Source organism: Rhodococcus sp. BL-253-APC-6A1W (assembly GCF_012843405.1).
GTDB lineage: Bacteria > Actinomycetota > Actinomycetes > Mycobacteriales > Mycobacteriaceae > Rhodococcus.
The window spans coordinates 71,207-97,273 of the sequence record NZ_JABAFB010000002.1 but is presented as its reverse complement, the minus strand read 5'-3'; the positions used below and the strand labels follow the sequence as shown (position 1 = coordinate 97,273).

At 67.4% G+C, this 26,067-nt stretch carries 24 protein-coding genes, 1 tRNA gene, 1 other RNA gene and 1 pseudogene; 18 read left to right on the top strand and 9 right to left on the bottom strand.

Features of this window, described 5'->3' with window-relative positions:
- Positions 1-57 precede the first annotated feature (57 nt).
- The 5 genes from smpB to ssrA all read left to right on the top strand — a co-directional run bounded on the left by smpB (position 58) and on the right by ssrA (position 3,825).
- Complete coding sequence (smpB, locus tag HF877_RS02995; protein ID WP_169619705.1) at positions 58-534, top strand: SsrA-binding protein SmpB; 477 nt, start codon at positions 58-60, stop codon at positions 532-534.
- Complete coding sequence (locus tag HF877_RS02990; protein ID WP_169619988.1) at positions 531-1,388, top strand: DMT family transporter; 858 nt, start codon at positions 531-533, stop codon at positions 1,386-1,388. The genes smpB and HF877_RS02990 overlap by 4 nt, the downstream gene beginning before the upstream one ends.
- Before the next feature lie 99 nt (positions 1,389-1,487).
- The gene (locus HF877_RS02985; protein WP_169619704.1) at positions 1,488-2,852 is read left to right on the top strand and encodes a cytochrome P450; all 1,365 of its coding nucleotides are present in this window, start codon (positions 1,488-1,490) and stop codon (positions 2,850-2,852) included.
- 66 nt (positions 2,853-2,918) lie between these two features.
- The gene (locus HF877_RS02980; protein ID WP_169619703.1) at positions 2,919-3,329 is read left to right on the top strand and encodes a TIGR03667 family PPOX class F420-dependent oxidoreductase; all 411 of its coding nucleotides are present in this window, start codon (positions 2,919-2,921) and stop codon (positions 3,327-3,329) included.
- Positions 3,330-3,453: 124 nt separating this feature from the next.
- Positions 3,454-3,825, top strand: a transfer-messenger RNA (tmRNA) gene (ssrA, locus tag HF877_RS02975).
- Positions 3,826-3,892: 67 nt separating this feature from the next.
- Here ssrA and HF877_RS02970 read toward each other — a convergent pair.
- A complete protein-coding gene (locus HF877_RS02970) occupies positions 3,893-4,366 on the bottom strand; it encodes an SRPBCC domain-containing protein (RefSeq protein WP_169619702.1) in 474 nt (157 codons plus the stop codon).
- Between the two features lie 161 nt (positions 4,367-4,527).
- Here HF877_RS02970 and HF877_RS02965 point away from each other — a divergent pair, with 161 nt between their 5' ends.
- On the top strand, positions 4,528-5,865 hold the full coding sequence (locus HF877_RS02965; protein ID WP_206036537.1) for a DUF2254 domain-containing protein: 1,338 nt from the start codon (positions 4,528-4,530) through the stop codon (positions 5,863-5,865).
- A 741-nt stretch (positions 5,866-6,606) separates the two neighbouring features.
- Here HF877_RS02965 and HF877_RS02960 read toward each other — a convergent pair.
- Positions 6,607-6,810, bottom strand: a complete 204-nt coding sequence (locus HF877_RS02960; RefSeq protein WP_169619701.1) for a hypothetical protein — start codon at positions 6,808-6,810, stop codon at positions 6,607-6,609.
- Positions 6,811-7,047: 237 nt separating this feature from the next.
- Here HF877_RS02960 and HF877_RS02955 point away from each other — a divergent pair, with 237 nt between their 5' ends.
- Positions 7,048-7,290: a DUF2630 family protein gene (locus tag HF877_RS02955; RefSeq protein ID WP_169619700.1), complete on the top strand. Its 243-nt coding sequence runs from the start codon at positions 7,048-7,050 to the stop codon at positions 7,288-7,290.
- A gap of 159 nt (positions 7,291-7,449) precedes the next feature.
- On the opposite strand, the pseudogene HF877_RS21250 reads toward HF877_RS02955, so the two are convergent.
- Positions 7,450-7,648, bottom strand: a pseudogene (locus HF877_RS21250) (hypothetical protein).
- Between the two features lie 199 nt (positions 7,649-7,847).
- On the opposite strand from HF877_RS21250, the gene pgm reads away from it, so the two are divergent.
- The 5 genes from pgm to HF877_RS02930 all read left to right on the top strand — a co-directional run bounded on the left by pgm (position 7,848) and on the right by HF877_RS02930 (position 12,285).
- A complete protein-coding gene (pgm, locus tag HF877_RS02950) occupies positions 7,848-9,476 on the top strand; it encodes a phosphoglucomutase (alpha-D-glucose-1,6-bisphosphate-dependent) (RefSeq protein WP_169619699.1) in 1,629 nt (542 codons plus the stop codon).
- An 81-nt stretch (positions 9,477-9,557) separates the two neighbouring features.
- Positions 9,558-10,781: an MFS transporter gene (locus HF877_RS02945; RefSeq protein WP_169619698.1), complete on the top strand. Its 1,224-nt coding sequence runs from the start codon at positions 9,558-9,560 to the stop codon at positions 10,779-10,781.
- A 25-nt stretch (positions 10,782-10,806) separates the two neighbouring features.
- The gene (locus HF877_RS02940; RefSeq protein ID WP_169619697.1) at positions 10,807-11,295 is read left to right on the top strand and encodes a MauE/DoxX family redox-associated membrane protein; all 489 of its coding nucleotides are present in this window, start codon (positions 10,807-10,809) and stop codon (positions 11,293-11,295) included.
- A gap of 36 nt (positions 11,296-11,331) precedes the next feature.
- The gene (locus HF877_RS02935; protein ID WP_169619696.1) at positions 11,332-12,078 is read left to right on the top strand and encodes a DsbA family protein; all 747 of its coding nucleotides are present in this window, start codon (positions 11,332-11,334) and stop codon (positions 12,076-12,078) included.
- Positions 12,079-12,212: 134 nt separating this feature from the next.
- Positions 12,213-12,285 (top strand) — tRNA-Ala (locus HF877_RS02930).
- A gap of 128 nt (positions 12,286-12,413) precedes the next feature.
- On the opposite strand, the gene HF877_RS02925 is transcribed toward HF877_RS02930, so the two are convergent.
- Positions 12,414-14,933 (bottom strand): excinuclease ABC subunit UvrA, encoded by a 2,520-nt coding sequence (locus HF877_RS02925; RefSeq protein WP_169619695.1) that lies wholly within the window; start codon positions 14,931-14,933, stop codon positions 12,414-12,416.
- Between the two features lie 252 nt (positions 14,934-15,185).
- Positions 15,186-16,955, bottom strand: a complete 1,770-nt coding sequence (locus HF877_RS02920) for a cutinase family protein (RefSeq protein WP_169619694.1) — start codon at positions 16,953-16,955, stop codon at positions 15,186-15,188.
- 120 nt (positions 16,956-17,075) lie between these two features.
- Between HF877_RS02920 and HF877_RS02915 the strand changes: the two genes are divergently transcribed.
- The 4 genes from HF877_RS02915 to HF877_RS02900 all read left to right on the top strand — a co-directional run bounded on the left by HF877_RS02915 (position 17,076) and on the right by HF877_RS02900 (position 20,265).
- Positions 17,076-17,291, top strand: a complete 216-nt coding sequence (locus HF877_RS02915) for a hypothetical protein (protein WP_169619693.1) — start codon at positions 17,076-17,078, stop codon at positions 17,289-17,291.
- Between the two features lie 147 nt (positions 17,292-17,438).
- Positions 17,439-18,524, top strand: a complete 1,086-nt coding sequence (locus HF877_RS02910) for an S-(hydroxymethyl)mycothiol dehydrogenase (RefSeq protein ID WP_169619692.1) — start codon at positions 17,439-17,441, stop codon at positions 18,522-18,524.
- Positions 18,521-19,159 carry an MBL fold metallo-hydrolase gene (locus HF877_RS02905; RefSeq protein ID WP_346765049.1) on the top strand — a complete coding sequence of 213 codons (639 nt, stop codon included), beginning with the start codon at positions 18,521-18,523 and terminating at the stop codon, positions 19,157-19,159. The genes HF877_RS02910 and HF877_RS02905 overlap by 4 nt, the downstream gene beginning before the upstream one ends.
- A gap of 83 nt (positions 19,160-19,242) precedes the next feature.
- Positions 19,243-20,265, top strand: coding sequence for a GTP-binding protein (locus tag HF877_RS02900; RefSeq protein ID WP_169619691.1), 1,023 nt, complete (start codon positions 19,243-19,245; stop codon positions 20,263-20,265).
- Positions 20,266-20,278: 13 nt separating this feature from the next.
- On the opposite strand, the gene HF877_RS02895 is transcribed toward HF877_RS02900, so the two are convergent.
- From HF877_RS02895 to glp, 4 genes are all read right to left on the bottom strand, one after another.
- Positions 20,279-21,721, bottom strand: a complete 1,443-nt coding sequence (locus HF877_RS02895) for a DEAD/DEAH box helicase (RefSeq protein ID WP_169619690.1) — start codon at positions 21,719-21,721, stop codon at positions 20,279-20,281.
- Positions 21,722-21,947: 226 nt separating this feature from the next.
- Positions 21,948-22,415 carry a molybdenum cofactor biosynthesis protein MoaE gene (locus HF877_RS02890; protein WP_169619689.1) on the bottom strand — a complete coding sequence of 156 codons (468 nt, stop codon included), beginning with the start codon at positions 22,413-22,415 and terminating at the stop codon, positions 21,948-21,950.
- On the bottom strand, positions 22,408-23,412 hold the full coding sequence (moaCB, locus tag HF877_RS02885) for a bifunctional molybdenum cofactor biosynthesis protein MoaC/MoaB (protein WP_169619688.1): 1,005 nt from the start codon (positions 23,410-23,412) through the stop codon (positions 22,408-22,410). Before moaCB ends, HF877_RS02890 begins: the two co-directional genes overlap by 8 nt.
- Positions 23,409-24,602, bottom strand: coding sequence for a gephyrin-like molybdotransferase Glp (gene glp / locus HF877_RS02880; protein ID WP_169619687.1), 1,194 nt, complete (start codon positions 24,600-24,602; stop codon positions 23,409-23,411). Before glp ends, moaCB begins: the two co-directional genes overlap by 4 nt.
- Positions 24,603-24,729: 127 nt before the next feature.
- On the opposite strand from glp, the gene moaA reads away from it, so the two are divergent.
- On the top strand, positions 24,730-25,788 hold the full coding sequence (moaA, locus tag HF877_RS02875) for a GTP 3',8-cyclase MoaA (RefSeq protein WP_169619686.1): 1,059 nt from the start codon (positions 24,730-24,732) through the stop codon (positions 25,786-25,788).
- On the top strand, positions 25,781-26,059 hold the full coding sequence (locus tag HF877_RS02870; RefSeq protein WP_169619685.1) for a MoaD/ThiS family protein: 279 nt from the start codon (positions 25,781-25,783) through the stop codon (positions 26,057-26,059). Before moaA ends, HF877_RS02870 begins: the two co-directional genes overlap by 8 nt.
- The last annotated feature ends 8 nt before the right edge of the window (positions 26,060-26,067 follow it).

The window sequence follows — 26,067 nt, the reverse complement described above, 5'->3', positions numbered from 1 at the left end:
GTTCCTATGCTGGACTGTGTTCTGTATCGACCGTTCGAGGACCGGAAGGGCCTGTAAGTGAAGGAAAAGGGCCGGAAGGTCATCGCGACCAACCGCAAGGCACGTCACAACTACGCCATCATCGACACCTTCGAGACGGGGATCGCTCTCGTCGGGACCGAGGTGAAGAGCCTCCGGGAGGGCAAGGCATCGCTCGTCGACGCATTCGCCACAGTCGACGACGGTGAGGTGTGGCTGCGCGGACTGCACATCCCGGAATACGGGCACGGCACATGGACCAACCATGCTCCGCGCCGCACCCGCAAGCTGCTGCTGCACCGCCGCGAGATCGACACTCTCGTCGGCAAGACCCGCGAGGGCAACCAGACTCTCGTGCCGCTGTCGATGTACTTCTCCGACGGCAAGGTCAAGGTCGAGCTTGCGCTCGCGCGCGGTAAGCAGGATTACGACAAGCGTCAGGATCTCGCGCGCCGGACTGCCGAACGTGAGGTGACCCGCGAACTGGGACGACGCGTGAAGGGTATGCGCCGCTGATCGCGGTCGCCCTCGCGCTGGTCGCGGCCCTCGCGTACGGGCTCAGCGACTTCGCGGGTGGAGCCTCTTCGCGTCGTGCCAGCGCCCTCGGCGTCGTCGCGGTCACCTATCCGATTTCTCTCCTGCTCGCGTTGGCGGTCGCGCCGCTCGTGGGCGGCGAACCGACCGTGTCGTCCCTCGGGTGGGGAGCCGTTGCGGGCGTCGCCGGGGGCATCGCGATCTGGTGGTTCTATCTGGCACTCGCGTCGGGCCCGATGTCGGTGGTGTCCCCGCTCACCGCGGTTCTCGTGGCGGGCATCCCGGTGGTCGTCGGCATCTCGCTCGGTGAGCGGCCGGGCGCACTTTCCTACGTCGGCATCCTCGTTGCCGTCGTGGCAGTCGCACTCGTCAGCTGGGAATCCGACGAGACCGTCGTCGGCACGGAACACCCGCGCTTCACCGCGAAGGTGGCGTGGCTGACCGTGGGATCGGGCGTCGCGTTCGCCCTGTCGTTCATCGCCCTCGGCCGGATCGAGGAGGGAACCGGGCTGTGGGGGCTCGCCGTATCGCGCGTGACCGCGACGCTCGTCGTGTGGTGTGTCATCGGTGCCGTCTGGCGCGGCGTGGTGTGGCCGACGAAATCGATGATGCCGGTCCTGATCGGGATCGGTGCGCTCGACGTCCTCGCGAACGGTGCCCTCATCTTCGCGTACCAGCAGGGCATGCTGTCCCTCGTGAGCGTCGTCGCAGCCTTGTATCCCGCCGCGACGGTCCTTCTCGCGATGATCGTGCTGGGCGAACGCGTGGGTCGGCTCCGGCTTCTGGGCATGGTCGCGGCCGGTGTCGCGGTCGGGCTGATCAGCGTCGCCGCGTAGCTTCCTGCTCCGCAGGTCACGGTTTTCCCCCGCCTATCCGGGGTAGTCGCCCGTGTGAAGGCGCATCCGCGCGAAATCACCGGCGAGGAGGAAGACCGTATGGCGTTACGCGAGGTGGGCGAGGAAGCAACGGCGACCGGCGAGCGCAAGGCCGCGGTGACGGATGTCGCCCGGTTGCTGAGCACCGTCGGAGCCCCCTTCCTGGCGGGCGGTCCGATCGCGCGGCGTCGCCCCGTGATGGGTCTGCTCGAGCGCATGAACTCCGACGCCGCGACCGTGCGCGAGGTCGCCCGGTTGCGCGGCCGATACGGCTCCGCCCCTTTGCCGATGAACATCGTCGGCCGTGACGTGGCGGTCGTGCTGTCGCCCACCGACGTCGACCGGATTCTGCGCACAGAGGCGGATGCGTTCACCGCGGCGAACCGCGAGAAAGAGGCGGCACTCCGGCCGTTCCAGCCGCGAGGCGTGCTGATCTCGCGGGGCGAGATGCGGGCGGAGCGCCGTTCGGTCAACGAGCGTGCCCTCGACACCGACCGTCCCCTGCATGGGCTGGCAGCGCCGTTCGAGGAGGCTGTGGCCGACGAAGCCGAGCGTCTTCTGCAAACCGCCCGTTCGACGGGGACTCTCGATGCGGAGCAGTTCACGGTCGCGTGGTGGCGGCTGGTCCGCAGGATCGTCCTCGGCGACGCCGCTCGCGACGACGACACACTCACGGACGAGCTGTGGACACTCCGGTCCAACGGAAACTGGTCGTTCGCACATCCCGTCCGGCACCGGTTGCGGGACAGATTCACGCAGCGTCTCCAGCACGCCGTCGAGGCGGCGCCGAGCGACAGCCTTGCCGGCGTCATTCGGGATATGCCGGTGAGCGCGTCCGTGGACGCGGTGGGGCAGATCCCGCACTGGCTGTTCGCCTTCGACGCCGCAGGAATGGTCACCGCCCGCACCCTTGCGGTACTCGCCACACATCCGGAACACCGCGAGCGCGCCCGAGACGACATCGCGAGCGGAGACCGGACACAGCCGAGGACCCTGGATTTCGTCCGCGCCTGCGTCCTCGACACGACTCGCCTGTGGCCGACCACTCCGGCGATTCTGCGTGATTCCCTCGTCCGCACCGAATGGGAAGACGAGCGTGGCCGCTTCGCGATCCCTGCGGGAGCCGCGTTCGTGATCCTCGCGTCGGCCTTCCATCGCGATCCGGATGTAGTCCCCTTCGCCGATCGTTTCGACCCCGAGATCTGGCTCGACGGACGCGCCGAGGAGTATCCCGCTCTCGTGCCCTTCAGCGCCGGCCCGGCAGGGTGCCCCGGCCGGAACCTGGTGTTGTTCGTGACCAGCACACTGCTCGCATCGCTGCTCGACAAGGCGGATTTCACCCTCACCTCGGGGCAGCGCCTCCGCCCCGACGAGCCGCTGCCCGCGACTCTGAACAATTTCGGGCTCGAGTTTGCCGTGAAGTGAGGGCACCGCGGACGCAGAATGGACCGACGACCGGTTCGAGCCCTACGCGCACCCCGGAGATGAGCGATGACGCAAACCCCGACCCTGTCCGAGACCGTCGCGCGCAGGCTCCGTGACGAGTCGGTGGTGTGGCTGACCACCGTGAACGCGCAGTCCTCGCCGGTACCGACCCCGGTGTGGTTCCTGTGGACCGACGCCAGTTTCCTGGTGTTCTCCCAGCCCGGCACCCACAAGCTCGCCAACATCGCGGCGCACCCTCGCGTGGCGCTGAACCTCAATTCGGATGCATACGGCGGTGAGGTCGCGGTGTTCACCGGGCAGGCCGTCGTGGATGCCGGGGTCTCGGAGGACGAATGGAACACCTTCGTGGGCAAGTACGAGCGGCAGATCGCGTCCCTCGACTACACGCCGCTCGGCTTTCGTGACGATTACTCGGTCCCGATCCGGGTGACTCCGGTCCGGGTCCGCCAGTGGTAGCGGATGCGGTGTGAGCAGGCTCATTCCCTTCGGTCGGCGCTCTGCGACAATGAGAATGACAACGGACGGATTCGTCGCTAGAGTGGGTAGTCCTGCGGGGTTACACGACCTCGCAGGGACGTGCGGGGCTGAACGGTTTCGACTGCGTACGTTGAGCTAGGGGAAGCGTGTCGGTGCAGGCAAGAGACCACCGTAAGCGTCGCTGCAACCAATTAAGCGCCGAGACCACTCAGCGCGAGTACGCCCTCGCTGCCTAAGTAGCGATTGCGTCTCTGTCAGACCGGGTTTGCTCTCGACCCGGATCCTGGCATCGACTAGAGAGCTTTACCGTTCGGCTCGGTCGCGGAGTCGGATGGGACATCAAACAGCGACTGGGATCGTCATCTCGTCTTGTTCGCGGGAACGGGAGATCCAAGTAGAGACATAGCGAACTGCACACGGAGAAGCCCTGGCGAGGCGGCGGAGGACCCGGGTTCGATTCCCGGCAGCTCCACCGAAACCCCGGGTGGGAGACCTTTCGAGGTATCCCACCCGGGGTCCTTTTTTTGACGAGGGAAGGCTAGCTAGCTCGTCAGCAGATCCGTCATCTTGTCGAGGCATTGCTCGAGCCCTGCCTTCGACAGGTCGCGTGCCTGTTCATCCGCGTACCCGAACTCCGTGACGGTCAGCATTGTCCGGCCGTCGCTGCCCGGCACGAACGTGATGACGTGCCGCACGTCTTCGGGGACCCCGGGCGGGGATGCGACCCGCGTGCCCGACGCATCGGTGAAGGCGAGGTCGAACTCGAGGAGACTGGTCGGCTCGATCCTGCGGTAGGTCCAGGTGTTGAACATGTCCTGTCCGCCGTACTCGGCCGGAGCGCGCATGCCTACCAGTGACGTGCCACCGACTCGGAAGTCGAGGTCCGCGACCGGAACGGTGAAACCGTGAGGTCCCCACCACCTCTTGACATGTTCCGGGTCCTGCCACGCGCGCCACACCTCCTCGGCGGGTGCACTGAACGTGCGGGTGCTGACGACATCGAAGGAATCGGGCACGGTGCCCTCCTGTCGGGGTGGATCGGACGCGGTCGTCGGGTATGACCTGCGGGCCGGGAAGAAATCATCGGATCCCGCGGCTGTGAGAACCGAATACGTGTGACCGCCGACGTCGACGGATGTTCCGCCGGCGGGTCGCTCGATGGATACAGTCGGCAGGCATGAGGACCGCCCCCGCTCCGCTGCCCCGTCTGCGCCTGGCGTCGGCCGTGTACCGATTCCGGGAAAGCCTGTTCGCGTTGCCCGCGCTCATCGTCGTCGCAGGCGTGGTCGCCGCGGAGGTGACCGCGGTGCTCGACCGAACCGTCGAGGACGCGGACTCGGCGCCGTGGACCGTGGACATGCAGACCAACGCGGCGACGTGGTTGCTCAGCACCGTCGCCGGCGCCACCATCACCACCGCGGGAGTGGTTTTCTCGCTGACGGTCGTGAGCCTGCAACTGGCGAGCAGTCAGTTCTCTCCTCGCGTGATGCGCTCGTTCATCCGGGATCGCTTCAGCCAGACCGTAATAGGCATGCTCGTCGCGACGTTCGTATTCTGCGTCCTCACCCTGCGTCACGTCGGTGGTGACGCCACGTCGCCCGCACCGAGCATCGCGATGACGGTGTCACTTGTCCTGACCGTCGCGACGGTGATGCTGATCGTCGCGTACCTCGACCGGCTTGCACACCGGCTACAGGTCGGCGAGGTGGTCCGGTCCATCAGCAACGAAGCGGACCTGGTGATCGAGGCGATGACCCGTGCGGCAGAACGAGAAGTCCCGGCCGGGCCGGTGCGGTTCGACGAGTCCGCAGACGACGTCACAGTGCTGGCCCATGCGGACGGGTGGGTCTCGCAGGCGCCGACCGAGTACATCCTCCACGCGATCCCGCCGTCGACGGTCGTGCGACTCGAGACGCGACCGGGCGCGTATATCCGCCGCGGGGAAGTTCTCATGCGCATTCATCCCGCACCGCAGGACGCCGAACGTGTACGCGCCCGCCTCCTCGCCACGGTCACGATCGGCGACGCCCGAACCATGCAGCAGGATTTCGACTTCGGACTGCGGCAACTCGTCGACATCGCGTTGCGCGCGCTCAGTCCCGCGATCAACGACCCCACGACGGCAATCGAGGTCGTTCTGCGACTGGGCAGTCTGCTGCGAATCGTCCTCGTTGCACCGGAGCAGGAAGTGTCGGTGGGTGGCCCCGACGGGCGGGTGCTGGTGCGACCGTGGCTGCTCTCGCCCGACGAATACATCGGGCATGCGTTCGACGAGATCCGTCGCACCAGTGCCGGTCAGGTGCATGTGACGCTGGCGCTGATCCGGGTGTTGCGGATGCTGGTCGAGCACGTCCGTGACGCGGGCCGGCCCGAGCATGTGCCCGCCCTCGAGCGGCAGATCCGGATGGTTCTCGAAACCGCCTCCGACCGCACCGACATTCACCCGGAAGATCTGGCGCTGCTCGAGGCGGTGGCCCGGTCCGCGGTCGATCCGGCCGAGCACCGTCTCGACTGATCGCCCAGCTTACGTCGGTGGGTACTCCGCGCATGCGTAGCTGATCTTGTGGGCAAGAACAGATTTCGACGGCACTGGTCGGTTGTCCGAGTGGCGCCGACGACCGAACAGAGGTAGAAAGAATAGGTCTTCTCCGGCGCGATCGCGCCGGGAGACCCGGGTACAGCCAGTTGCCCGCCTGTCTGGGGTTCTCTCCCGGAGCGGGCTTACCCGTCCTCATCGAGGCGGTTCTCCGGTCAGGCACAGAGGTCGTATCGAGCTATTGCCCTGAAAGGACCACCCGGTCGAGATGAGTGATTCCACGTTTTCAGCTATCGGCACGTCGTCTGGTTCGTCCTCGGACCCTGTTCGCCATACCAGCCGAAGCGGATCGATGAGTACAGCAGAGATCAAAGCGCGCCTCGCGGTCATGTTCGGCGACGCCGACGAGGCCTCGTCCTCCGCAGAGGATGGGGATTCCCGGTAAGTACGAAGTGGATCGGGACGTCCGGTCGCCTCACGGCGAAAGGCATATCGCAGCTCCAGCCCAACGGAACTCTGCGACGGCAACGGGATTGAGCCCGGGGGACACGGTGCCGTCCCGATCCGCCCCGTTCAACACACTCTCGTTCCGCGGTATTCCGGGTACGCGGGTGTGATCGCGATCAACAGGGACCGGCGACATCGTGTGCCGCCGACCGGTCTACTGCCACGAACACACCGGAAGGGCCCGGCATCATGCCGGGCCCTTCCGTGCGTGGGCTACGAGTTACCGCCGCCGCTGTTCTCGCCTCCGCGGGCCTTGGCCTCGGTCGGCTGCGCCTGGGCGCCCTTGCTGCCGGCCTCGCTGGGGTCGGCACTGTTCTGGTCGCCGAAGCTTCCGGTACTGGCTTCGCCTCCGCGACGGGCCTGATCTTCGGTGTCCTCACGATTGCCGAACTGTCCGGGATTGTTCGAATCTGCCACTGGAACAGCTCCTTTCGGATGAACTTCCTGTCTTGCGAGAGCCCTCATTGCGGCTCGTTCGGATCTATACCCGAGTCGCCGGGGCATACACGCGAGACCGGAGATTTTTTTCGGGTCCGGCGCAACGGGGCGTGGGATGCCGCCGTGCATTGGTTGGACAGTGTTTGGCATACACGCCACCGGCTATGCCTTCGGAATGCACTGGTTCGACACGCGCTGTGTAGAAGGAGGCCGACGATGACAGAAGAAGATCTGTTCGGGCGAATCGAACAGTTGGTCCAGCGGGAGCAGGAGTTGCGCAGACAGGCAGGTAGCGACGGGGTCACCGGCGAGGACCGCGAGGAACTGCGCATGGTGGAGCAGCGTCTCGATCAGTGCTGGGATCTGCTGCGGCAGCGGCGGGCCAGGGCGGAGTTCGGTGGCGACCCCGACGATGCGGAGCCGCGCCCGGTGGGAGAGGTCGAATCGTATCGGCAGTAGGCGCGAGTGTTCGTCCCGAAAATTTTGGGGCACCGTGGTTTACGGGACGGCGGCGCCGGCAGGTGGCGATATGAGCGGGTGAACGGTGCTGCACCGAGATCAATCGAACGCGGGAGGGTTCGGCATTTCTGCCGAGCCCTCCCGTCCCTGCATGCGAGGTTACGAGGTTCCGCTGTTCTTGCCGCCGCGGGCCTTGGCTTCGGTGGGTTGCGCCTGCGCGCCCCTGCTGCCCGGCCTCGTTGGGATCGGCACTGTTCTGGTCGCCGAAGCTTCCGGTGCCGGCTTCGCCACCGCGACGGGCCTGTTCTTCGGTGTCCTCACGGTTGCCGAACTGTCCGGGGTTGTTCGAATCAGGCATCGGTACTTCTCCTTTCGGATGATCGTCGTTCGGTCCGAGAGCCCTCTCGCGGCGTCTCGCCCGCCGCGGTACCCGGCACGTGAGGGGCTACGCCCGTCGTTCGAATCGTGTTCTGTCGGCTCTCGATCAGGGGTGTACCTCGCGCATGCCTCGGCGCACACGGGCAAGATGAGACCTATACCGTCGACGAGGAGGTCACATGGCGCACGAACGAGCGGGGCAGCGGGCGACTGCGGAGGATCTGGAAGACCTCGCACACTTGGTCACCGCGTACTACACCGTGAAACCGGACCCGGAAGACCCACTGCAGCAGGTGGCATTCGGAACGTCCGGGCATCGCGGTTCGAGCCTCGCCGGTGCGTTCAACGAAGACCACATTCTCGCCACCACGCAGGCGATCGTCGAATACCGCGCGGGGCAGGGCACCGGGGGACCGCTGTTCCTCGGCCGCGACACGCATGCACTGTCCGAACCCGCGTGGGCCACCGCGCTCGAGGTGCTCGTCGCCAACGACGTCGAAGTCGTCATCGATTCCCGCGATCGTTACACCCCGACGCCTGCGGTCAGCCATGCGATCCTGCGGCACAACGCAGGGGCAGGCCACCGTGCAGACGGGATCGTGGTGACCCCCTCCCACAACCCTCCGCGCGACGGCGGCTTCAAGTACAACCCGCCGTCGGGTGGTCCTGCCGACAGTGACGCGACCTCGGCGATCGCGGCACGCGCCAACGAACTGCTCGCCGCCGGACTCGCCGGAGTGAAACGGGTTTCGGTGGCTTCCGCCCTGGGCGGGGCAGGGCGATACGACTTCCTCGCGACCTATATCGACGACCTGCCGAACGTCGTCGACCTCGGTGCGATCCGCGCCGCAGGACTGCGCATCGGTGCCGATCCCATGGGCGGCGCGAGCGTCGACTACTGGGGCGAAATCGCCGAACGGCACGATCTGGACCTGACGGTCGTGAACCCCCTCGTCGACGGAACCTGGCGTTTCATGACACTCGACACCGACGGCAAGATCCGCATGGACTGCTCGTCGCCCAATGCGATGGCGTCCATGATCGAGGCGCGTCACGATTTCGACCTGGCGACCGGCAACGACGCCGACGCCGATCGGCACGGCATCGTCACTCCGGACGCCGGTCTGCTCAATCCGAATCACTACCTCGCGGTGGCCATCGACTACCTGTTCCGGAACCGGCCCGGGTGGTCTGCCGAAAGTAAGGTCGGCAAGACCCTGGTCAGCTCGTCGATGATCGACCGGGTCGCCTCGGGTCTCGGCCGGTCCCTGCTCGAGGTACCGGTCGGTTTCAAGTGGTTCGTGCCCGGCCTGCTCGACGGCTCGCTGGGTTTCGGAGGTGAGGAGAGTGCGGGTGCGTCGTTCCTCCGGCACGACGGCTCGGTCTGGACCACCGACAAGGACGGCATCGTCCTGGCTCTGCTCGCTGCCGAGATCACGGCCGTCGCGGGCAAGAGCCCCTCGCAGTACTACGGAGACCTCGCGGCCCGGTACGGCAGTCCGTCGTACGCCCGGGTCGACGCACCGGCGACGCGCGACCAGAAGGCGGTGCTCGCGAAACTGTCTCCCGACCAGGTCGACGCCACCGAACTCGCCGGGGAGCCGATCACCGCGACGCTCACCACCGCCCCGGGCAACGGGGCCCCTATCGGTGGCCTGAAGGTGACCACGGAGAACGCATGGTTCGCCGCCCGGCCCTCCGGGACCGAGGACGTCTACAAGATCTATGCGGAGTCCTTCCGGGGACCGGAGCACCTCGCGGAGGTACAGCAGGCGGCCCGGGACCTCGTCTCGTCGGTCCTGTCCTGATCGGTCCCGTCCCGGTCGGCGTGCGGCGCGGGGATCCGCGGCGCCGGCCGGGTCGTGCGCGTAGCTAACATCGTGGGCATCATGCGTACACGTGAGGCGGCGTTGCCGCGGGAGATCTGGGTTCTGGTCGCGGCGAGTTTCGTCATCGCGCTCGGCTTCGGCCTCGTCGCCCCGGCACTTCCGCAATTCGCACGCAGCTTCGACGTGGGAGTGACCGCCGCATCGGTCGTGATCTCGGCGTTCGCCGCGATGCGCCTGATATTCGCCCCGTTCAGCGGGCGGCTCGTCCAGAAGCTGGGGGAGCGGCCCATCTACATCACGGGGCTGCTCATTGTGGCCGTCTCGACCGGCGCGTGCGCTTTCGCGGAAACCTACTGGCAGCTGCTCGTCTTCCGGGGGCTCGGCGGTATCGGTTCTACGATGTTCACGGTGTCGGCACTGGGCCTGCTGGTGCGTATCGCGCCGCCCGATGCCCGTGGTCGCGTCTCGGGCCTGTACGCCACCAGCTTCCTGCTCGGAAATATCTTCGGCCCCCTCGTGGGCGGCGCTCTGACAGGCCTCGGTCTGCGGGCACCGTTCCTGATCTACGCCGTGGCCCTGCTGATCGCCGCCGCTGTGGTGGGCGTGATGTTGCGCTCGTCGCACCTGGCGCAGCCCACCACGGGCGAAGGGCTCCGGATCATGGGGTTGCGGGAAGCGCTGGGCTCCCCGATCTACCGCGCCGCTCTCGGTTCGAACTTCGCCAACGGCTGGGCCGTGTTCGGGGTGCGCGTCGCGATGGTGCCGCTCTTCGTCGTCGAAGCCCTGGGGCAGGGAGAGGCGTTCGCAGGCATCGCTCTCACCGCATTCGCCGTGGGCAATGCTGTCGTGCTCATCCGCGCGGGCAGGTGGTCCGACCGGTACGGACGGCGGCCGTTCGTCCTCGCCGGACTGATGATCTGCGGTGTCGGCACCATCGTGATGGGACTGACCGAGAGCGTGGCGCTCTTCCTCATCACGTCGTTCGTGGCAGGGCTAGGGTCGGGTCTGTCGAACCCGTCACAGCAGGCCGCGGTCGCCGACGTCGTCGGCAGCAAGGCGCGCGGTGGCCCAGTCCTCGCCACGTTCCAGATGACGGCAGACGTCGGCACGGTGATCGGGCCGGTCGTGGCGGGACTGCTCGCCCAGCACCTGTCGTTCTCGACGGCGTTCGCCGTGACGGGCGTGATCATGCTGGTCGCCGCGGTTCCGTGGTTCCTCGCCGGCCGCCGCACCCCCGACCGCATCGCCCCGGCGGACGAGGTGATCAAGGACACTGGCAGCTGAGCACGGGATCGGTAGTGTCGAACCTGTGTGGATTCGCATCGTCTCGACGGCTGCGCGCGTGGGTTTGGCAGCCGTGTGGCTGGTGTCGGGGTGGAGCAAGTTCTCCGACCCCACCCAGACCGTAGTCGCGGTACGGGCATACCAACTCCTTCCCGCCGACCTGGTGCGGCCGTTCGCCGCAGTCTTCCCGGTGGTCGAACTCATCCTGGGACTGTTGCTGCTCATCGGGCTGGCGGTACGCCCGGCGGCGGTGGCGAGTGCGATAGGCCTGGTAGTGCTCATCGCGGCGATTGCCTCGGCATGGGCACGCGGCTTGTCGATCGATTGCGGATGCTTCGGTGGTGGTGGCACCGTCGCCGACGCCGGCGCGTGGGATTACGCCTCCGAGATCCTGCGAGACCTGGGATTCCTCGCGGCAGCCGTCTGGCTCATGGTGTTCCCGCGCACCCCCGCCGCGCTGGGCCCCGGATCGCGGACGCTCTCAGTGCGTCCTCAGCCCACAGTGGCAGAGTGAACCCGGACATTCTCCGACGAACAAAGGGCAGAAGTCGTGAATGCGAAGAAGGTCAAACCGGTGAAGTACACGCCGGAACCGACGTCGAACAAGTTCACCTACATCCTCGGCGGCGTCGCTGTCGTGGTGATCGCCGCGCTCGTCATCGGCGGCGTGCTGTGGACCTCGGGCGGTAGTGACGCCCGGAACGACGGATACGGGACGGTGCAGAACGCCGCGGTGGAGGTGAGCCTCGACGACGGAGCGATTCTCCTCGGTCGGCCCGACGCCGCGGCCACCATCGATCTGTACGAAGACCCGATGTGCCCGTACTGCGCCGAACTCGAGCACAAGCACTCGCAGGAACTCGCCCAGGCGATCGACAACGGCGAGGTTGCTGTCCGGTACCACATTCTTGCGTTCCTCGACCGGCTGTCCAGCAGCGGCGATTACTCGACACGTTCTGTGGCCGCAGCGCAGTGCGTCGCGGAAAGCGGTGACGCGGTGGTCTTCTCCAAGTTCCACGACACGCTCCTCTCGCCCGATACGCAGCCGGCGGAGGGCGGCGACAGCGACCTCGACAACGCTGCACTCGCGCAACTGGCACGCGATGCGGGCGCATCCGACGAAACCGTGCAGTGCATCGCCGACGGAGCCCGCGTGGAGCAGGCGGCCGCCGACGCGGAGGCCGGTCGGCAGAAGCTTGCTACGACCGGCGCGACCGGCACGCCTGCCGTGATCTACAACGGCACCGTCATCGATGCCCTTGGCAACGAGAACTGGATCGCGGAACTGTCCGGATAGCGGCGCGGTGGGAGGCCCCGGCAGGGCGCCTCCCACCGTTCCCCCGCCGACCAGGCGATTTGTTGGCGGCGAGCGCAATGGTGTAACTTTCTTTCAGCGCACGGGGTTGCCCCCGACGCGCAGAAAATGGATACGGGGCTATGGCGCAGCTGGTAGCGCACCACACTGGCAGTGTGGGGGTCAGGGGTTCGAGTCCCCTTAGCTCCACGTAACCCGAACACAAACTTGCCCCGCCTGATGGCGGGGCAAGTTTCGTTTGTGGGTGGGTCGATGAGGTCGACTCGTTCATCGCTCACCGTGCACCCCGTAGTCAGCTTCGCGGAGTCGCCGCCACTTCAGAGATACCGGCCCGTGATGCTGTCAGCGTCCGCGGCGATCTCGTCCGGCGTTCCCGTGGCGGTGATGCGTCCCCCTGAGGTGCCCCCTCCCGGACCGAGGTCGATCACGTAGTCCGCGTTGCGGATCATGTCGAGATCGTGCTCGATGATGACGACGGTGGCGCCGCGGACGATGAGACGGTCGAGCACACGGAGAAGCGTCTGCACGTCGAGGGGATGCAGTCCGATCGAGGGCTCGTCCAGCACGAACAGGGTGTCGTGCTGATCTCGGTCGATGTCGGCGGAGAGCTTGAGCCTTTGTGCCTCACCACCGGAAAGGGTCGTGGTCGCTTCACCGAGGGTGAGATACCCGAGGCCGAGGTCCGCGAGCACCCGGAGCCGGCTGTGCACCTTTCTGAGGTCGGCGAGTTCGGGAAGGGCCTGTTCGACGGTGAGCCGGAGTACCGCGGGTAGCGAGAGTGCTTCTCGTTGCTCTCCGTCGGCATGGCGCACGGTGCGGACGATGTCGTGGGCAGCGGCGTTGTAGCGGGCCCCCTCGCATCCGGGACAGACGATGTCGACGTCGGGGAGGAACTGCACGTCGAGAGAGATCTGCCCGGTGCCGTCGCAGTCCGGGCACCGCAACGACCCGGTGTTGTAGGAGAAATCGCCGGCTTTCAGGCCGCGTTCCTTCGCGTCGGGGGTGGCGGCGTACGCGCGCCGCAACTCGTCGAGGACGCCGCTGTAGGTGGCCACGGTCGAACGGACGTTCAGTCCGATGGGGGCGGCGTCGACAACTGCGACGCTGCCGATGCCGGCGGGATCGACGCTCGTCACGTGTGGGGGAAGCCTGTTCCCCGCGGCGACCGCGGTGAGCGCCGGGACGAGGCTCTCGAGGATCACGGTCGTCTTACCCGAACCGGACACGCCCGTGACAGCGGTGAGTCGTCCTTTGGGCAGGTCGACGTCGAGGGCATGGACCGTGTGGATCGGGGTGGTGGACATCCGGATATGCCCGTGATCGAACACCGCACCGGCCTCGGCCAGTGAACGGACACGCTCGTGCACCGTGTCCGTGAGGAACGGCGCGATACGGGACCGTGGGTTGCCCTCGAGTTCCGGCAGCGTGCTGGATGCGATGACGGTGCCGCCCTCTGCGCCGGAGCCGGGACCGATCTCGATGAGCCAGTCCGCTTCCCGGAGGACCTGGGTGTCGTGGTCTACGACCACGACGGAGTTCCCGTCCGCGAGCAGCTTCCTGATGACCGCGATGAGCCCGTCGATGTTGGACGGGTGCATCCCGATGGAGGGCTCGTCGAGCACGTACAGAACGCCGGTGGTGCGATTGCGGACGGCGCGCGAGAGCTGCACGCGCTGACGTTCCCCCGTGGAGAGAGTCGACGACGCGCGGTCGAGGGTGAGGTAGCCCAGCCCGAGGCCGAGCAGCATCCGGGCGGTCTCGACCATCTGGGTGACGATGCTGTCCGCCATCGCCGTCATGTCCGCGGGCACGAGGGCCGGGAGAGTCCGAACCCAGGCCGTGACGTCTTCCAGGGTTTTCGCTGTCGCGTCGGCGAGGGATATTCCGTCGACGAGAGTCGAGCGGGCCCGGGTGCTGAGTCTCGTGCCCTCGCAGGCCGGGCAGGTCTGCACGCTCAGGAATCGCTCGATCCGTCCCAGACCCTTCTCCGTCTCCGCCTTCTTCAACGCTTCGACGACGGACTGGTGGGCATTGCGGTAGGTGACGTTGAGGTCGAACAGCTTCCCGTTCTTCGACGGGTACAGGATCGAGCGCTTCTCCTCCGGGCCGGCGAACACGATCTTCCGTTCCTGCTCGGTGAGTTCGGCGAACGGCACCGTGGTGCGGACACCCATCTCGGCGACAACTTTCGGGTTCGCCACGAGTCCGAACATGCCCCAGGGCGCGACCGCGCCCTCGTCGATGGTCAGCGACTCGTCCGGGACCAGGGTGGTGTCGTCGACGTCGCGCACGATGCCGGTACCGCCACAACGCTCGCACGCGCCTTCGCTGTTGAACGCGAAGGACTCGGCGCTCGGCGGGCCGAACACGACCCCGCACACCGGGCAGGTCAGTGGCAGATCGCGGGCGACATCGATCGTGGGTTCCATCAGGTGCCCGTTGGGACACCGATGGTGGCCGAGGCGGGAGAAGATCAACCGGAGGCTGTTCAGCAGCTCTGTGGAGGTTCCGAACGTGGATCGCACGCCGGGGACCGCGGGCCGCTGGCGGAGTGCGAGCGCGGCGGGGACGTGCTCGACGCTGTCGACTGCCGCGCGCGTTGCCTGCGTCAGCCGCCGACGCGTGTACGTGGACAGCGCCTCGAGATAGCGTCGCGATCCTTCCGCGTAGAGCACCCCTAGAGCGAACGACGATTTTCCGGATCCGGAGACGCCCGCGATGGAGACGAGCGTGTTCAGCGGTAGATCTACGTCGATGTGCCGCAGGTTGTTCACGTGCGCGCCACGCACGCGAATCGAGGTGGGGAGGGAACTCTGCGGTTCGTCGTGCTCGGCCATGCTGTGAGTCCCTCCGCGCAGGCGGTGAAGAAGCAGCCGCCTCGCCGACCCTTCTGGTCAGGGGAGCGCGCTGTCGAGACTGCCGGTAAGGGATTCCGTCCGGAACACCTACCGGTGTCAGGATTCGGACCGGTCTGTCCTCACGGTACTGGAGCAGAAGAAAAAACTCGGCGCCAGGACTCGCGGTACGGCCGCGGCGCTCGGGGAGGCCGGGGTCGAAGCTGCGAGTACTGGCGCCGAGTTACCTGGTGGTCAGGAAACGGGCTGCGGCGACGGGGTCGTCGTAGGCACCGTCGTGGTGGCCGGGGCGGTGGTGCCCGTCGGCTGCTCCGTCGTCGGCTCACCGGTGGTCGGCTGACCGGCGGTGGTCTCGCCCGTCGCCGGCGCCGGCGCGCCGGCACCTTCGGGAGCGGGAACTGTGCCCGGAGCCGGTGCGACGACGGGCGGCGTGCCCGACGGTGCGGCCGGTGCGGGGGCGACGCTCGGTGCGGGAGCACCCGGTGCCGGAGCGGAGGGTGCCGGTACAACGCCGTCCTGTGTCGGCGAGGTGTCCGTCTGCTCGCTGGGAGCGGGCGCGGGTGTCGTCTCGGAGGTCTCCGGGGTCTCGGAGCCTTCCGCAGCCTCGGCGGCGGCCATCATCCGCATCGCCTTGGCTTCGGCGTCCCTGGACACGGGCTTGCCCTGCTTGGCCTGCTCGGCAAGGTGGTTGAGCCATGCGGCCGCATAGTCGACGGTGCTGGTGCCCTTGCCGTCGATGTCGTCGTCCCAGTAGTCGAAGTGGTGACCGTAATGGTCGTCCGTCTCCTTGTTGTAACCGAAGGTCTGGTCGTACGGATCGCTCATGATCACCGCGAGGGTGTTCTGGTTGCTCCGCACAAATCCGACGACTTCCTTGAGGAGCTTCTCCGGGAGGTACGCGAGGTTGGCCAGGCGGTCCGCCGGGATGGGTGCGGAGCCGTCGGCTGCGACCGGCGTGGTCTTGGGAGCCGCCGGGACGTAATCGGGGTCGGACACCTTGATCAGAACGTCGAGGAACGTCTCATCCGACTGCATCCAGTCCTCGTTGGCGGAGACATCGGCGAGGGCCAGCAGCGCGACCCGGCCCACGACCTGCGCGAGATCGGCACCCGTGGCAGGGGACAGCCCCTCCCGCTCGAATGCATCGCCGTTGACCTGACGGCCGAGGTTGACCAGCAGTTCGATCAGGGCGATGTTGTCGGGCGTCGAGCATGCGAAGTCTCCCTCGGAGCAGAAGGAGGCAACCTTGCCGTCCAGATGGCCGAACCCGCCGCCCGTTCCGGGCAGCACTCCGCCACCGGGAGCGGGGCCCGCGCCCGGCTCGTAGGGACGGTCGAAGCCGTTGGGGTTGCTGGGATCGTCGGCGCCCGGGAAGAATCCTCCGTCGACGCCGCGGCCGGCGTCGGACAGAATGACGACTCCCGTGACCGCAGAAGGATCGCCGTTCGGCCAGGTGCCGTCCGGGTTCTGCTCCTGGTTGCCGATCTGCATCGCCGCACGCCGGGCGACATCCGCGCCTTCGCTGAAGCCGACGATGGCGAACTGCGTATCGGGGCACGAGGCCTGGATCGCCTTCATGACCTTGATGGTGTTGTCGGCGCCCGTGTTCACGGCGTCTTCGTAGCTCGACAGGTCGGCGGGGTACTCGACGTAGATCGCCGCGTACCCGTTCTCGCCCTCGTGGTCCTTCATCGGCGCGTTGATCACCGGATCCACCCAGTGGCTCCGGTACGCGCCCTGCTGCGCCGCGGGCAACCTGTTGCCGTTCTCATCGACGAGCATCTTGGTCTGGTCGCGGGGGGTGTCTCCACGTCCGCCGACGCCGATGCTGACCATGTCATGGCATTCGGTCGTCGAGGCCATACCCGCCAGAGCGGGGTCGGCGACGGTGGGCGGGGTCGGTTGCGGCCACGCGATGGCGACTGCCGCCGCGACCCCGAGCGCGAGAGGCGCGAGCACGCCCGCGAAAATCTTGCCGCGTGACGGCGACGTTCCATTAGCCATGGGCTTTTCCAATCCGTTTCACCTGTCGAACATCCGGTGCGAGGATGCGGGCGGGTCACATCACACGTCGTACAAACCCGTCCCTGTGTTACATCGAAGCCCGCGGCGGAGGAGAGACGCATGGACACATCCGACGGCTCGTCCGGGACCGAGCTCCCGGCCGCGATGGGAAAGGTGTCTCGGCGTGCCCTGTCCAAGCACGGATACACGCGGTTCGACGACCTGACCTCGGTGACGTCGAAAGAACTGCTGACCATCCACGGCGTCGGCCCGAAGGCGATCCGCATTCTGGGTGAGGAACTCGCCGGACGGGGCCTGCGCTTCCGGGACGAGTGATCCAAATCCAGCGTTCGCCCGCCGGGCTGCCCGTTCTGATCTTTCCCCCGGCCGGGCTCCTCCTCGACGACGCGTTGGGGCCTGCCGGGAGGCGATAGGGTCGATATCACCGATCGGCGCGAGCCACAGTACGAAGGAGACATCACCATGTCGCAGACAGTCCGCGGAGTTATCGCACGCGCGAAGGGAGTCCCCGTCGAGGTCGTCCCCATCGTGATACCCGATCCCGGGCCGGGCGAAGTCGTCGTCGCGATCGCTGCGTGCGGTGTGTGCCACACGGATCTGCACTACCGCGAGGGTGGAATCAACGACGAGTTCCCGTTCCTGCTCGGACACGAAGCGGCAGGTGTCGTCGAATCGGTCGGCGAAGGTGTCGAGTCGGTCGCCGTGGGCGATTTCGTGGTCCTGAACTGGCGTGCCGTGTGTGGGCAGTGCCGCGCGTGTAAGCGTGGTCAGCCCCAGTACTGCTTCTCGACGTTCAACGCCACCCAGAAGATGACCCTCGAGGACGGCACGGAACTGAGCCCTGCGCTGGGTATCGGCGCGTTCGCCGACAAGACCCTCGTGCACGCCGGCCAGTGCACCAAGGTCGATCCGAGCGCGGATCCCGCCGTGGTGGGCCTGCTCGGCTGCGGCGTGATGGCGGGCCTCGGTGCCGCCGTGAGTACGGGGGGCGTGACGCGCGGCCAGTCGGTCGCGGTCATCGGATGCGGCGGCGTCGGCGACGCCGCGATCATGGGTGCCCGGCTCGCCGGCGCCGGCAAGATCATCGCCGTCGACCGCGACGACAAGAAGCTCGAGTGGGCCACCGACTTGGGAGCGACCCACACGATCAACTCCACCTCGACCGACGCGGTCGAGGCGATCAAGGAGATCACCGGGGGCTTCGGTGCCGACGTCGTGATCGACGCCGTCGGTCGCCCGGAGACTTACAAGCAGGCCTTCTACGCCCGCGACCTGGCGGGCACCGTCGTTCTGGTGGGTGTTCCGACTCCGGACATGACCCTCGAGATGCCGCTCATCGACTTCTTCTCGCACGGCGGCTCCCTCAAGAGCTCGTGGTACGGGGATTGCCTGCCCGAACGTGACTTCCCGACGTACGTCGACCTGTACCAGCAGGGACGTCTGCCCCTCGAGAAGTTCGTCACCGAACGTATCGGCATCGACGATGTCGAGAAGGCGTTCGAGACCATGCACCGCGGTGAGGTTCTCCGATCGGTGGTGGTCTTGTGAGCACCGTGTCCCCGATCCGGGTGGATCGGGTCGTCACCCGCGGGATCTTCGCCCTCGACGGCGGGGAGTGGGAAGTCGACAACAACATCTGGCTGGTCGGCAACGACGACGAGGTGGTGGTGATCGACGCCGCGCACACAGCGCAGCCGATCATCGATGCCGTCGGCGGCCGCAACGTGGTGGCGATCGTCTGCACCCACGCGCACAACGATCACATCACCGTCGCACCCGAGCTGTCGGAAAAGCTCGACGCGCCGATCCTCCTCAACCCCGCAGACGACATGCTCTGGGAGATGACCCACCCGGGCGTCGCCCACGGCACAATCGAAGACGGGCAACGGATCTCGGTGGCGGGTACCGACATTCAGACGATCGCGACACCGGGTCACTCACCGGGTTCGGTCTGCCTGTACCTGCCCGAAGCCGGCGAATTGTTCACCGGCGACACGTTGTTCTCGGGCGGCCCGGGTGCGACCGGACGCTCCTTCTCGGATTTCCCGACGATCATCGGGTCGATCCGCGACAAACTGTTCGCGCTGCCCGCCGAGACCACGGTGCACACCGGGCACGGTGACGGAACCACGATCGGCACGGAGTCTCCGCACCTCGAAGAGTGGATCAAGCGGGGTAGCTGACACCTCTCGCGGGTGGTTCCGGGGCCGGACGCCGCCGGAACCACCCGCGTGAGCGCCGTAGTGCTCGCCGCTACCCTCACCGTATGGCGAAGAAGCAGATACCGGTGGTGGTGGTCGCCGGGTTCCTCGGCTCGGGAAAGACGACCCTCCTCAACCATCTCCTGCGCAACACTCGCGGCGCGCGGATCGGTGTGATCGTCAACGATTTCGGCTCGGTCAACATCGACTCGATGATGGTGGCCGGCCAGGTCGACTCGATGGTCTCGCTCAGCAACGGATGCCTGTGCTGCGCAGTCGATGTCAGCGACATGGATGCGATGCTCGACCGGCTCGCCCATCGGTCGTCGGATCTCGATGTCATCGTCGTCGAAGCCAGTGGTCTCGCCGAACCCCGGAACATGATCCGTCTCGTCGTCGGGTCGGAGAATCCGTTCGTCACCTACGGCGGCCTCGTACTCGTTGTCGACGCCGTGGAATTCGACGGGGTCCGGGCAGCACATCCCGAGATCGAACAGCACGTCGCGCTCGCAGACCTGGTGCTGCTCAACAAAACCGACCGTATCGACAGCGACGCGCACGACGACCTGCTCGGCGTAGTGTGCGGCCTCAACTCCCGCGCCGCCGTCGTCTCGACCGAGCACGCGCGGATCGATCCGGCTCTGCTGTTCGACATACCCGACCGGCCCGAACCGCAGCCGGGCGAACAACTCACCCTCGACCGGTTGCTCTACCCGGAAGACGAACACGACCACCTGCATCTGCACGACGGGTACAACGCCGTCACGTTCGAGACCCGGGACGCACTACACCCCCGCGCGCTGGTCGATTTTCTCGAGAACCAGCCCGCAGGGGTGTTTCGTATCAAAGGCTATGTGCGCGTCGCCGCCGGACTACGAGTGAGCACGTACCTGGTGCACACGGTGGGCGATCACATCGGGTTCGAACCCGTCGGCCGCGGCGAGAGCGTCCCCGACTGCACCACGTTGGTGGTGATCGGTGCCGATCTCGACACGGACGCTGTCCGCGAACGATTGACGGGATGCATTGCGACCGAACCGGTGTCGGGCGACGCACTGTACGCCGTCCACCGGTTCACGCCACGCTGAACCCGGCTGGGGATCAGCGCGGGGTAGCAGTCGGACGCGTCGAACGACGACGACCGGTGGCAGCGACTCCGCCGTGTCCGGTCGAGGAGCGCTGTCCGGCCGGCGCACCCTGGCGGGTGGCGGAACCGGCGCCCTGACGGGACGAGGAACCCTGACGGGACGAGGAACCCGAGCCCTGACGTGCTGCGCCGCCCTGGGACGGGGTGCGACGGCGTCCGCCGGCGGACCCACCGGACCGCTGCGGACGCGACGTACCGGCGGCCTGAGCCTGGACCGGCTTCGGCGCGACATACGGAGCGATTTCACCGACGAGCGCGAGAACGTGCTCGGAGTTCGCCGTCGACTTGATCGGCGTGACGTTGATCGCGGCCTTCCGCATGATGACGGCGAGATCCCTGCGCTGGTCCGGAAGGACGAGCGTGACGACGTCGCCGGCGCTTCCGGCGCGCGCGGTGCGACCCGAACGGTGCAGGTATGCCTTGTGCTCGGCCGGCGGATCCACGTGGACGACGAGTTCGACGTCGTCGACGTGCACGCCGCGGGCCGCGACGTCGGTGGCCACGAGAACCCGTGCCTCACCCGACGAGAACGCTGCAAGGTTCCGGTCGCGAGCGTTCTGCGACAGGTTGCCGTGCAGATCGACCGCCGGGATTCCCGAGTCGGTGAGCTGCTTGGCCAGCTTGCGGGCCTGATGCTTGGTGCGCATGAACAGGATTCGGCGTCCGTTGCCCGAGGCAAGGGTGCGAATGAGATCCTTCTTGGCGTCGACGCCGGCCACATCGAAGATGTGGTGCGTCATCGCCGCGACGGGGGAGTTCGCCTCGTCGACCGAGTGCATCACCTGGTTGTGGAGGAAGCGCTTGACGAGCTTGTCGACTCCGTTGTCCAGGGTCGCCGAAAACAGAAGGCGCTGGCCGTTGCTCGGCGTTGCGTTCATGATGCGCGTGACGCCCGGGAGGAAGCCGAGATCGGCCATGTGGTCGGCCTCGTCGAGCACCGTGATCTCGATCGCGTCGAGCGAGACGAACTTCTGGCGCATGAGATCTTCGAGGCGTCCCGGGCAGGCGATGACGATGTCGACGCCGCGGCGCAGGGCCTCGACCTGGCGGCTCTGCGACACGCCACCGAAGATCGTGGTCACCCGAAGGCCGGACGCATGCGCGAGAGGCTCGACGACCGCTGCAATCTGCGTTGCGAGTTCGCGGGTGGGCGCAAGTACGAGGCCGCGGGGGCGGCCCGCAGCGCGGGTGGAGCCACCGGCGAGACGCGCGGTGAGGGGGATCGAGAAAGCAAGGGTCTTACCGCTACCCGTACGGCCGCGGCCGAGCACGTCGCGTCCCGCGAGCGTGTCGGGGAGGGTGTCGACCTGGATCGGGAAGGGGCTGGTGATTCCGGAGTCACTCAACGTAGCGACGAGAGGACGGGGAACACCGAGATCGGAAAAAGATGTGGTCATAGAACAGCGCTGCCTTTCACTGCGGCGTGTGTGCACTCGACGGGAAGTGTTCCCGTGGTGCTGACGTGATCGCCGCAAGGAAAGCCGGTGCGTGTGCAGAGAGCTGCAGTATGCATGCGGGTCGGGCACGATCCCGATCCCGCCGGTATCCCACGACGGTGGGTGTCGTCGTGACACCCGAACCACATCACCCTACCGCACACCCGGACGGGTACGGCCCGCTCGGTTACAGGCCGACCCACTCGGTGACACCGTGGGCGAAGTGCTGGCGCTTCCAGATCGGCACTTCGTGTTTGATGCGTTCCACCAGGTCGGCGCAGGTGGAGAAGGCTTCGGCGCGATGCGGCGCGGCGACGGCGGCGACGAGGGCGAGATCTCCGATGGTGAGATGTCCCACTCGGTGGACGGCGGCCACAGGAAGTCCCGACGCCGCGGCGGCCTCCTCGCAGCAGCGGCGCAGGAAGGCTTCCGCGTCGGGATGCGCCTGGTACTCGAGCGCGGTCACGGCCTGGCCGCCGTCGTGGTTGCGCACGACACCGGTGAACACCACCACCGCTCCGTGTTCGGGGCCGGCGACCGCGGCGTCCACTACCGCAGGGTCGAGCGGCTCCGCCGAAATCCTGGCCAGCACTTGGCTCTTGCCGCCGGTCTCGTCGGTCCGTCCCGTCGTGCCGACGCCGTCTGCTTCACTCATGTGCTCCGCCTCCTGCCACTTGCGCCAGTAGATGATCGAGGATCGGTTCGAGCGCGGCGAGTCCGTCCTTCACGCCACCGGGCGAGCCCGGCAGGTTCACGACGACCGTGCGGCCCGCGAGCCCGGCGACCCCACGTGAGAGGACCGCGTGAGGGGTGACCTCGAGTCCGCGTCTGCGGATCGAGTCCGCAACCCCCGGTAGTTCGCGATCGAGCACCGCGCGGGTCGCTTCGGGGGTGGCGTCGGTCGGCGACGCGCCGGTGCCACCGGTGGTCACGATCAACGCCGGTGCACCTCGGAGCGCATCTGCAAGGCCCGCGGCGATCTGCGCATCGGCATACACGAGCGGGCCGCGGACGCTGAATCCGTGCTCGCCCAGCCACTTCTCGATCACCGGGCCGGTGCGATCCTCGCGGGTTCCCGCGGCGACGCCGGTGGACGCCACCACGACAACTGCCGAGCGCTCTGCCGAATCGCCACCGTCCGGCGCGGTATCGGCCTGCGGTTCGGCGCGCTGGGTGTCGGAGTCGCCGCGACGCCAGCGACCGTGCTTGCCGCCTTCCTTCGAAACGAGTCGGACCCCGTCCAGGGTCGCGGCGGGGTCGACGGCTTTGACCATGTCGTGCAACGTGAGTCCTGCGACGGCAACGGCGGTGAGTGCTTCCATCTCGACGCCGGTAGGGCCCTTCGTCTTGGCGGTCGCCTCGATGGTGATCGCGGTGTCGGTGAATCCGAACGTCACCTTCACCGACGACAATGCGAGCTGGTGGCACAAGGGAATCAGTTCCCAGGTCCGCTTCGCCGCGGCGATACCGGCGATGCGGGCGGTAGCGAGAACGTCGGCCTTGGGCATGTCGTCGGCCCGCACGAGCGCGACGACTTCCGGCGTGGTGACGAGGTGGCCGGCGGCGAGTGCTGTCCGCGTGGTGTCGGCCTTTGCGGACACGTCGACCATGCGGGCGCGGCCCTGGTCGTCGAGATGGCTCAATTCGCTCACAGTGTCAGCACTTTCACGAGGTCTCCGGCTTCGAGCGAGACGGTGTCGGCGGGGATGTCGAGAAGGACGTCGGCAGCGGCCAGACCGGCCACCTGGTGCGATCCGCGCCCGGCGGCGGGTCTCACGGTGCGACCGTCGAGGACACCGCGCAGGAACTGGCGTTTGCCCGCGATCGAGGTCAGATCGGTGGCAAGGGGAAGCATTTCGGTGACGGGCGGTGGGTATCCCGCTGCGGCTCGGAGTGCTGGGCGCGCGAACACCTCGAAGGAAACCAGTGCGCTGACGGGGTTGCCGGGAAAGGTCAGCACCGGAACGCCGTCGATCACCGCGGAACCTTGGGGGCCACCGGGCTGCATCGCGACCGAGACGAACCTGCCGCCCCTGGGCTGGAGAGTGTCCTTGACGACTTCGAAGTCGCCTTTCGACACCCCTCCCGAGGTGAACACGACATCGGCGACGCGCACGGCGTAGGAGAGCATCGTGGCGAACTCGTCGGGGTCGTCGTGGCAATGGTCGACCGAGACGACATCGGCGCCGTTGGCGGCGGCACTCGCGGCCAGGGCCGGGCCGTTGGAGTTGTAGATGCGGCCGGGGCCGAGCACGTCGCCCGCGGTGACGAGTTCGCTTCCGGTGGAGATCACCGCGACGCGCGGTCGTGCCCGGACCGGGATATCCGTCAGTCCGACTGCGGCGAGCGCAGCGATGTGGCGGGCAGCGAGCACCGTGCCCGCGGTGAGCAGGCAGTCGCCCACCCGGACATCGCTGCCGGCTTCCCGGACGTAGGTGCCCGGCGTCGTCCCGCGGCCGATCGTCACCGTGCCGGCGGCTTCGTCAGCGGTGGTGTCCTCGACGGGAACGACGGCGTCGGCCCCCTCGGGCATCGGCGCACCGGTCATGATCTTCAGTGCGTGTCCCGGTTCGAGGACTCCCGCGGTGTCCCCCGCAGCCACGACGCCCTGCACCGGCAGGGTCACCGGCGCGTCGGCCACGGTGCCGGATGCGACCGCGTAGCCGTCCATCTGCGAGTTCCGGAACGACGGAAGATCGAGCGGAGAACTGATCGTCTCCGCGAGCGTGCGGTGCAGAGCCCGGGAAAGCGGGACGGTCGCGGTGGACCCCGCCCGCAGCACGGCGAGTAGTTCACCCACGTACTGCTCGTGTTCTTCCACGGACCGCCTGCCGCTCGTCATGCGGCCAATCCTAGGCATATCGCCGTCCGCATCCGGCCGCGTACTCGGTTAGAGCGGACTCGTCGGGTGCTTCTGTGTTCACGTTCGCGGGCAATGGGCATACTGGGCGTATGGCGATGGTGATCGGATGACGGCGGTGAACGTGGGGATTCCGTCGGTGCGTCGACGCGCAGACGACACCTCCGACCGGCCCGACGTACCGGATCTTCTCGACCGCTTCGGTCGGGTGGCCCGCGACCTGCGTGTCTCCATCACCGAGAAGTGCTCGCTGCGCTGCACCTATTGCATGCCGGAAGAGGGGCTTCCGCCCATCCCTCGTGAACAACTCCTCACGGTCGACGAGATCGTGCGCCTGGTCGGTATCGCGACCGGCAGGCTCGGCATCCGCGAGGTGCGCTTCACCGGCGGCGAACCCCTGGTACGCCGCGACCTCGAGGCGATCATCCAAGGCTGCTCCCGTGTCGCGCCCGGAATCCCGCTCGCGGTCACCACCAACGCGGTCGGTCTGGAGCATCGGGCGCACGCGCTCGCGCAGGCCGGACTCACCCGCGTCAACATCTCCCTGGACACGATCGACCGCGATCACTTCGCCCAGCTCACCCGCCGCGATCGCCTCGGGTCGGTGCTCGCCGGCATCCGCGCCGCGAAGGACGCGGGCTTTGCCCGGGTGAAGGTCAACGCCGTCCTCATGCCCGAAACCCTGCACGGCGCCGCAGACCTCCTCGGATGGTGTCTCGAGGAGCAGGTGGAGTTGCGGTTCATCGAGCAGATGCCGCTCGACGCCGACCACGAATGGGCGCGGTCGCGGATGGTGACCGCACAGGGCCTGCTCGATGCCCTCGGGGAGCGCTTCACCCTTACCGAGACCGAACGTGAGGATCCTTCGGCACCGGCCGAGCGCTGGCTCGTCGACGGGGGTCCCGCGACCGTCGGCATCATCGCCTCGGTGACCCGCTCGTTCTGCTCGGACTGCGACCGCACCAGGCTCACGGCGGAAGGTACGGTCCGGTCCTGCCTGTTCAGCGACCAGGAGACGGACCTGAGGGCTGCGCTGCGCGGCGGCGCGACCGACGACGAGCTGGTGGATCTCTGGCGGGGTGCGATGTGGAACAAGTGGGCCGGGCACGGTATCGACGCGGCGGACTTCGCGCCGCCGCAACGCAGTATGGGAGCGATCGGTGGCTGACGTGGTGAACGGAATCGAGGTCCGGTATTTCGCGGCCGCGACCGACGCGTCCGGGTGCGAAAAGGAGACCGTGGCATTGCCCGCCGGCTCCGATCTCGGTGCCCTGCGCACAGTGCTCGTGGAGCGGTACGGCCCCGCAATGGAGCGGGTTCTGTCGGTCGCGGCGTATCTCGTCGAGCCGGGAGACGGTGGTGCCGGGGAACTCACCCGCGATCTGTCCCGCCCGGCGGGTGCCCGGGTCGACGTGCTGCCTCCGTTCGCCGGCGGCTGAGCACCCGC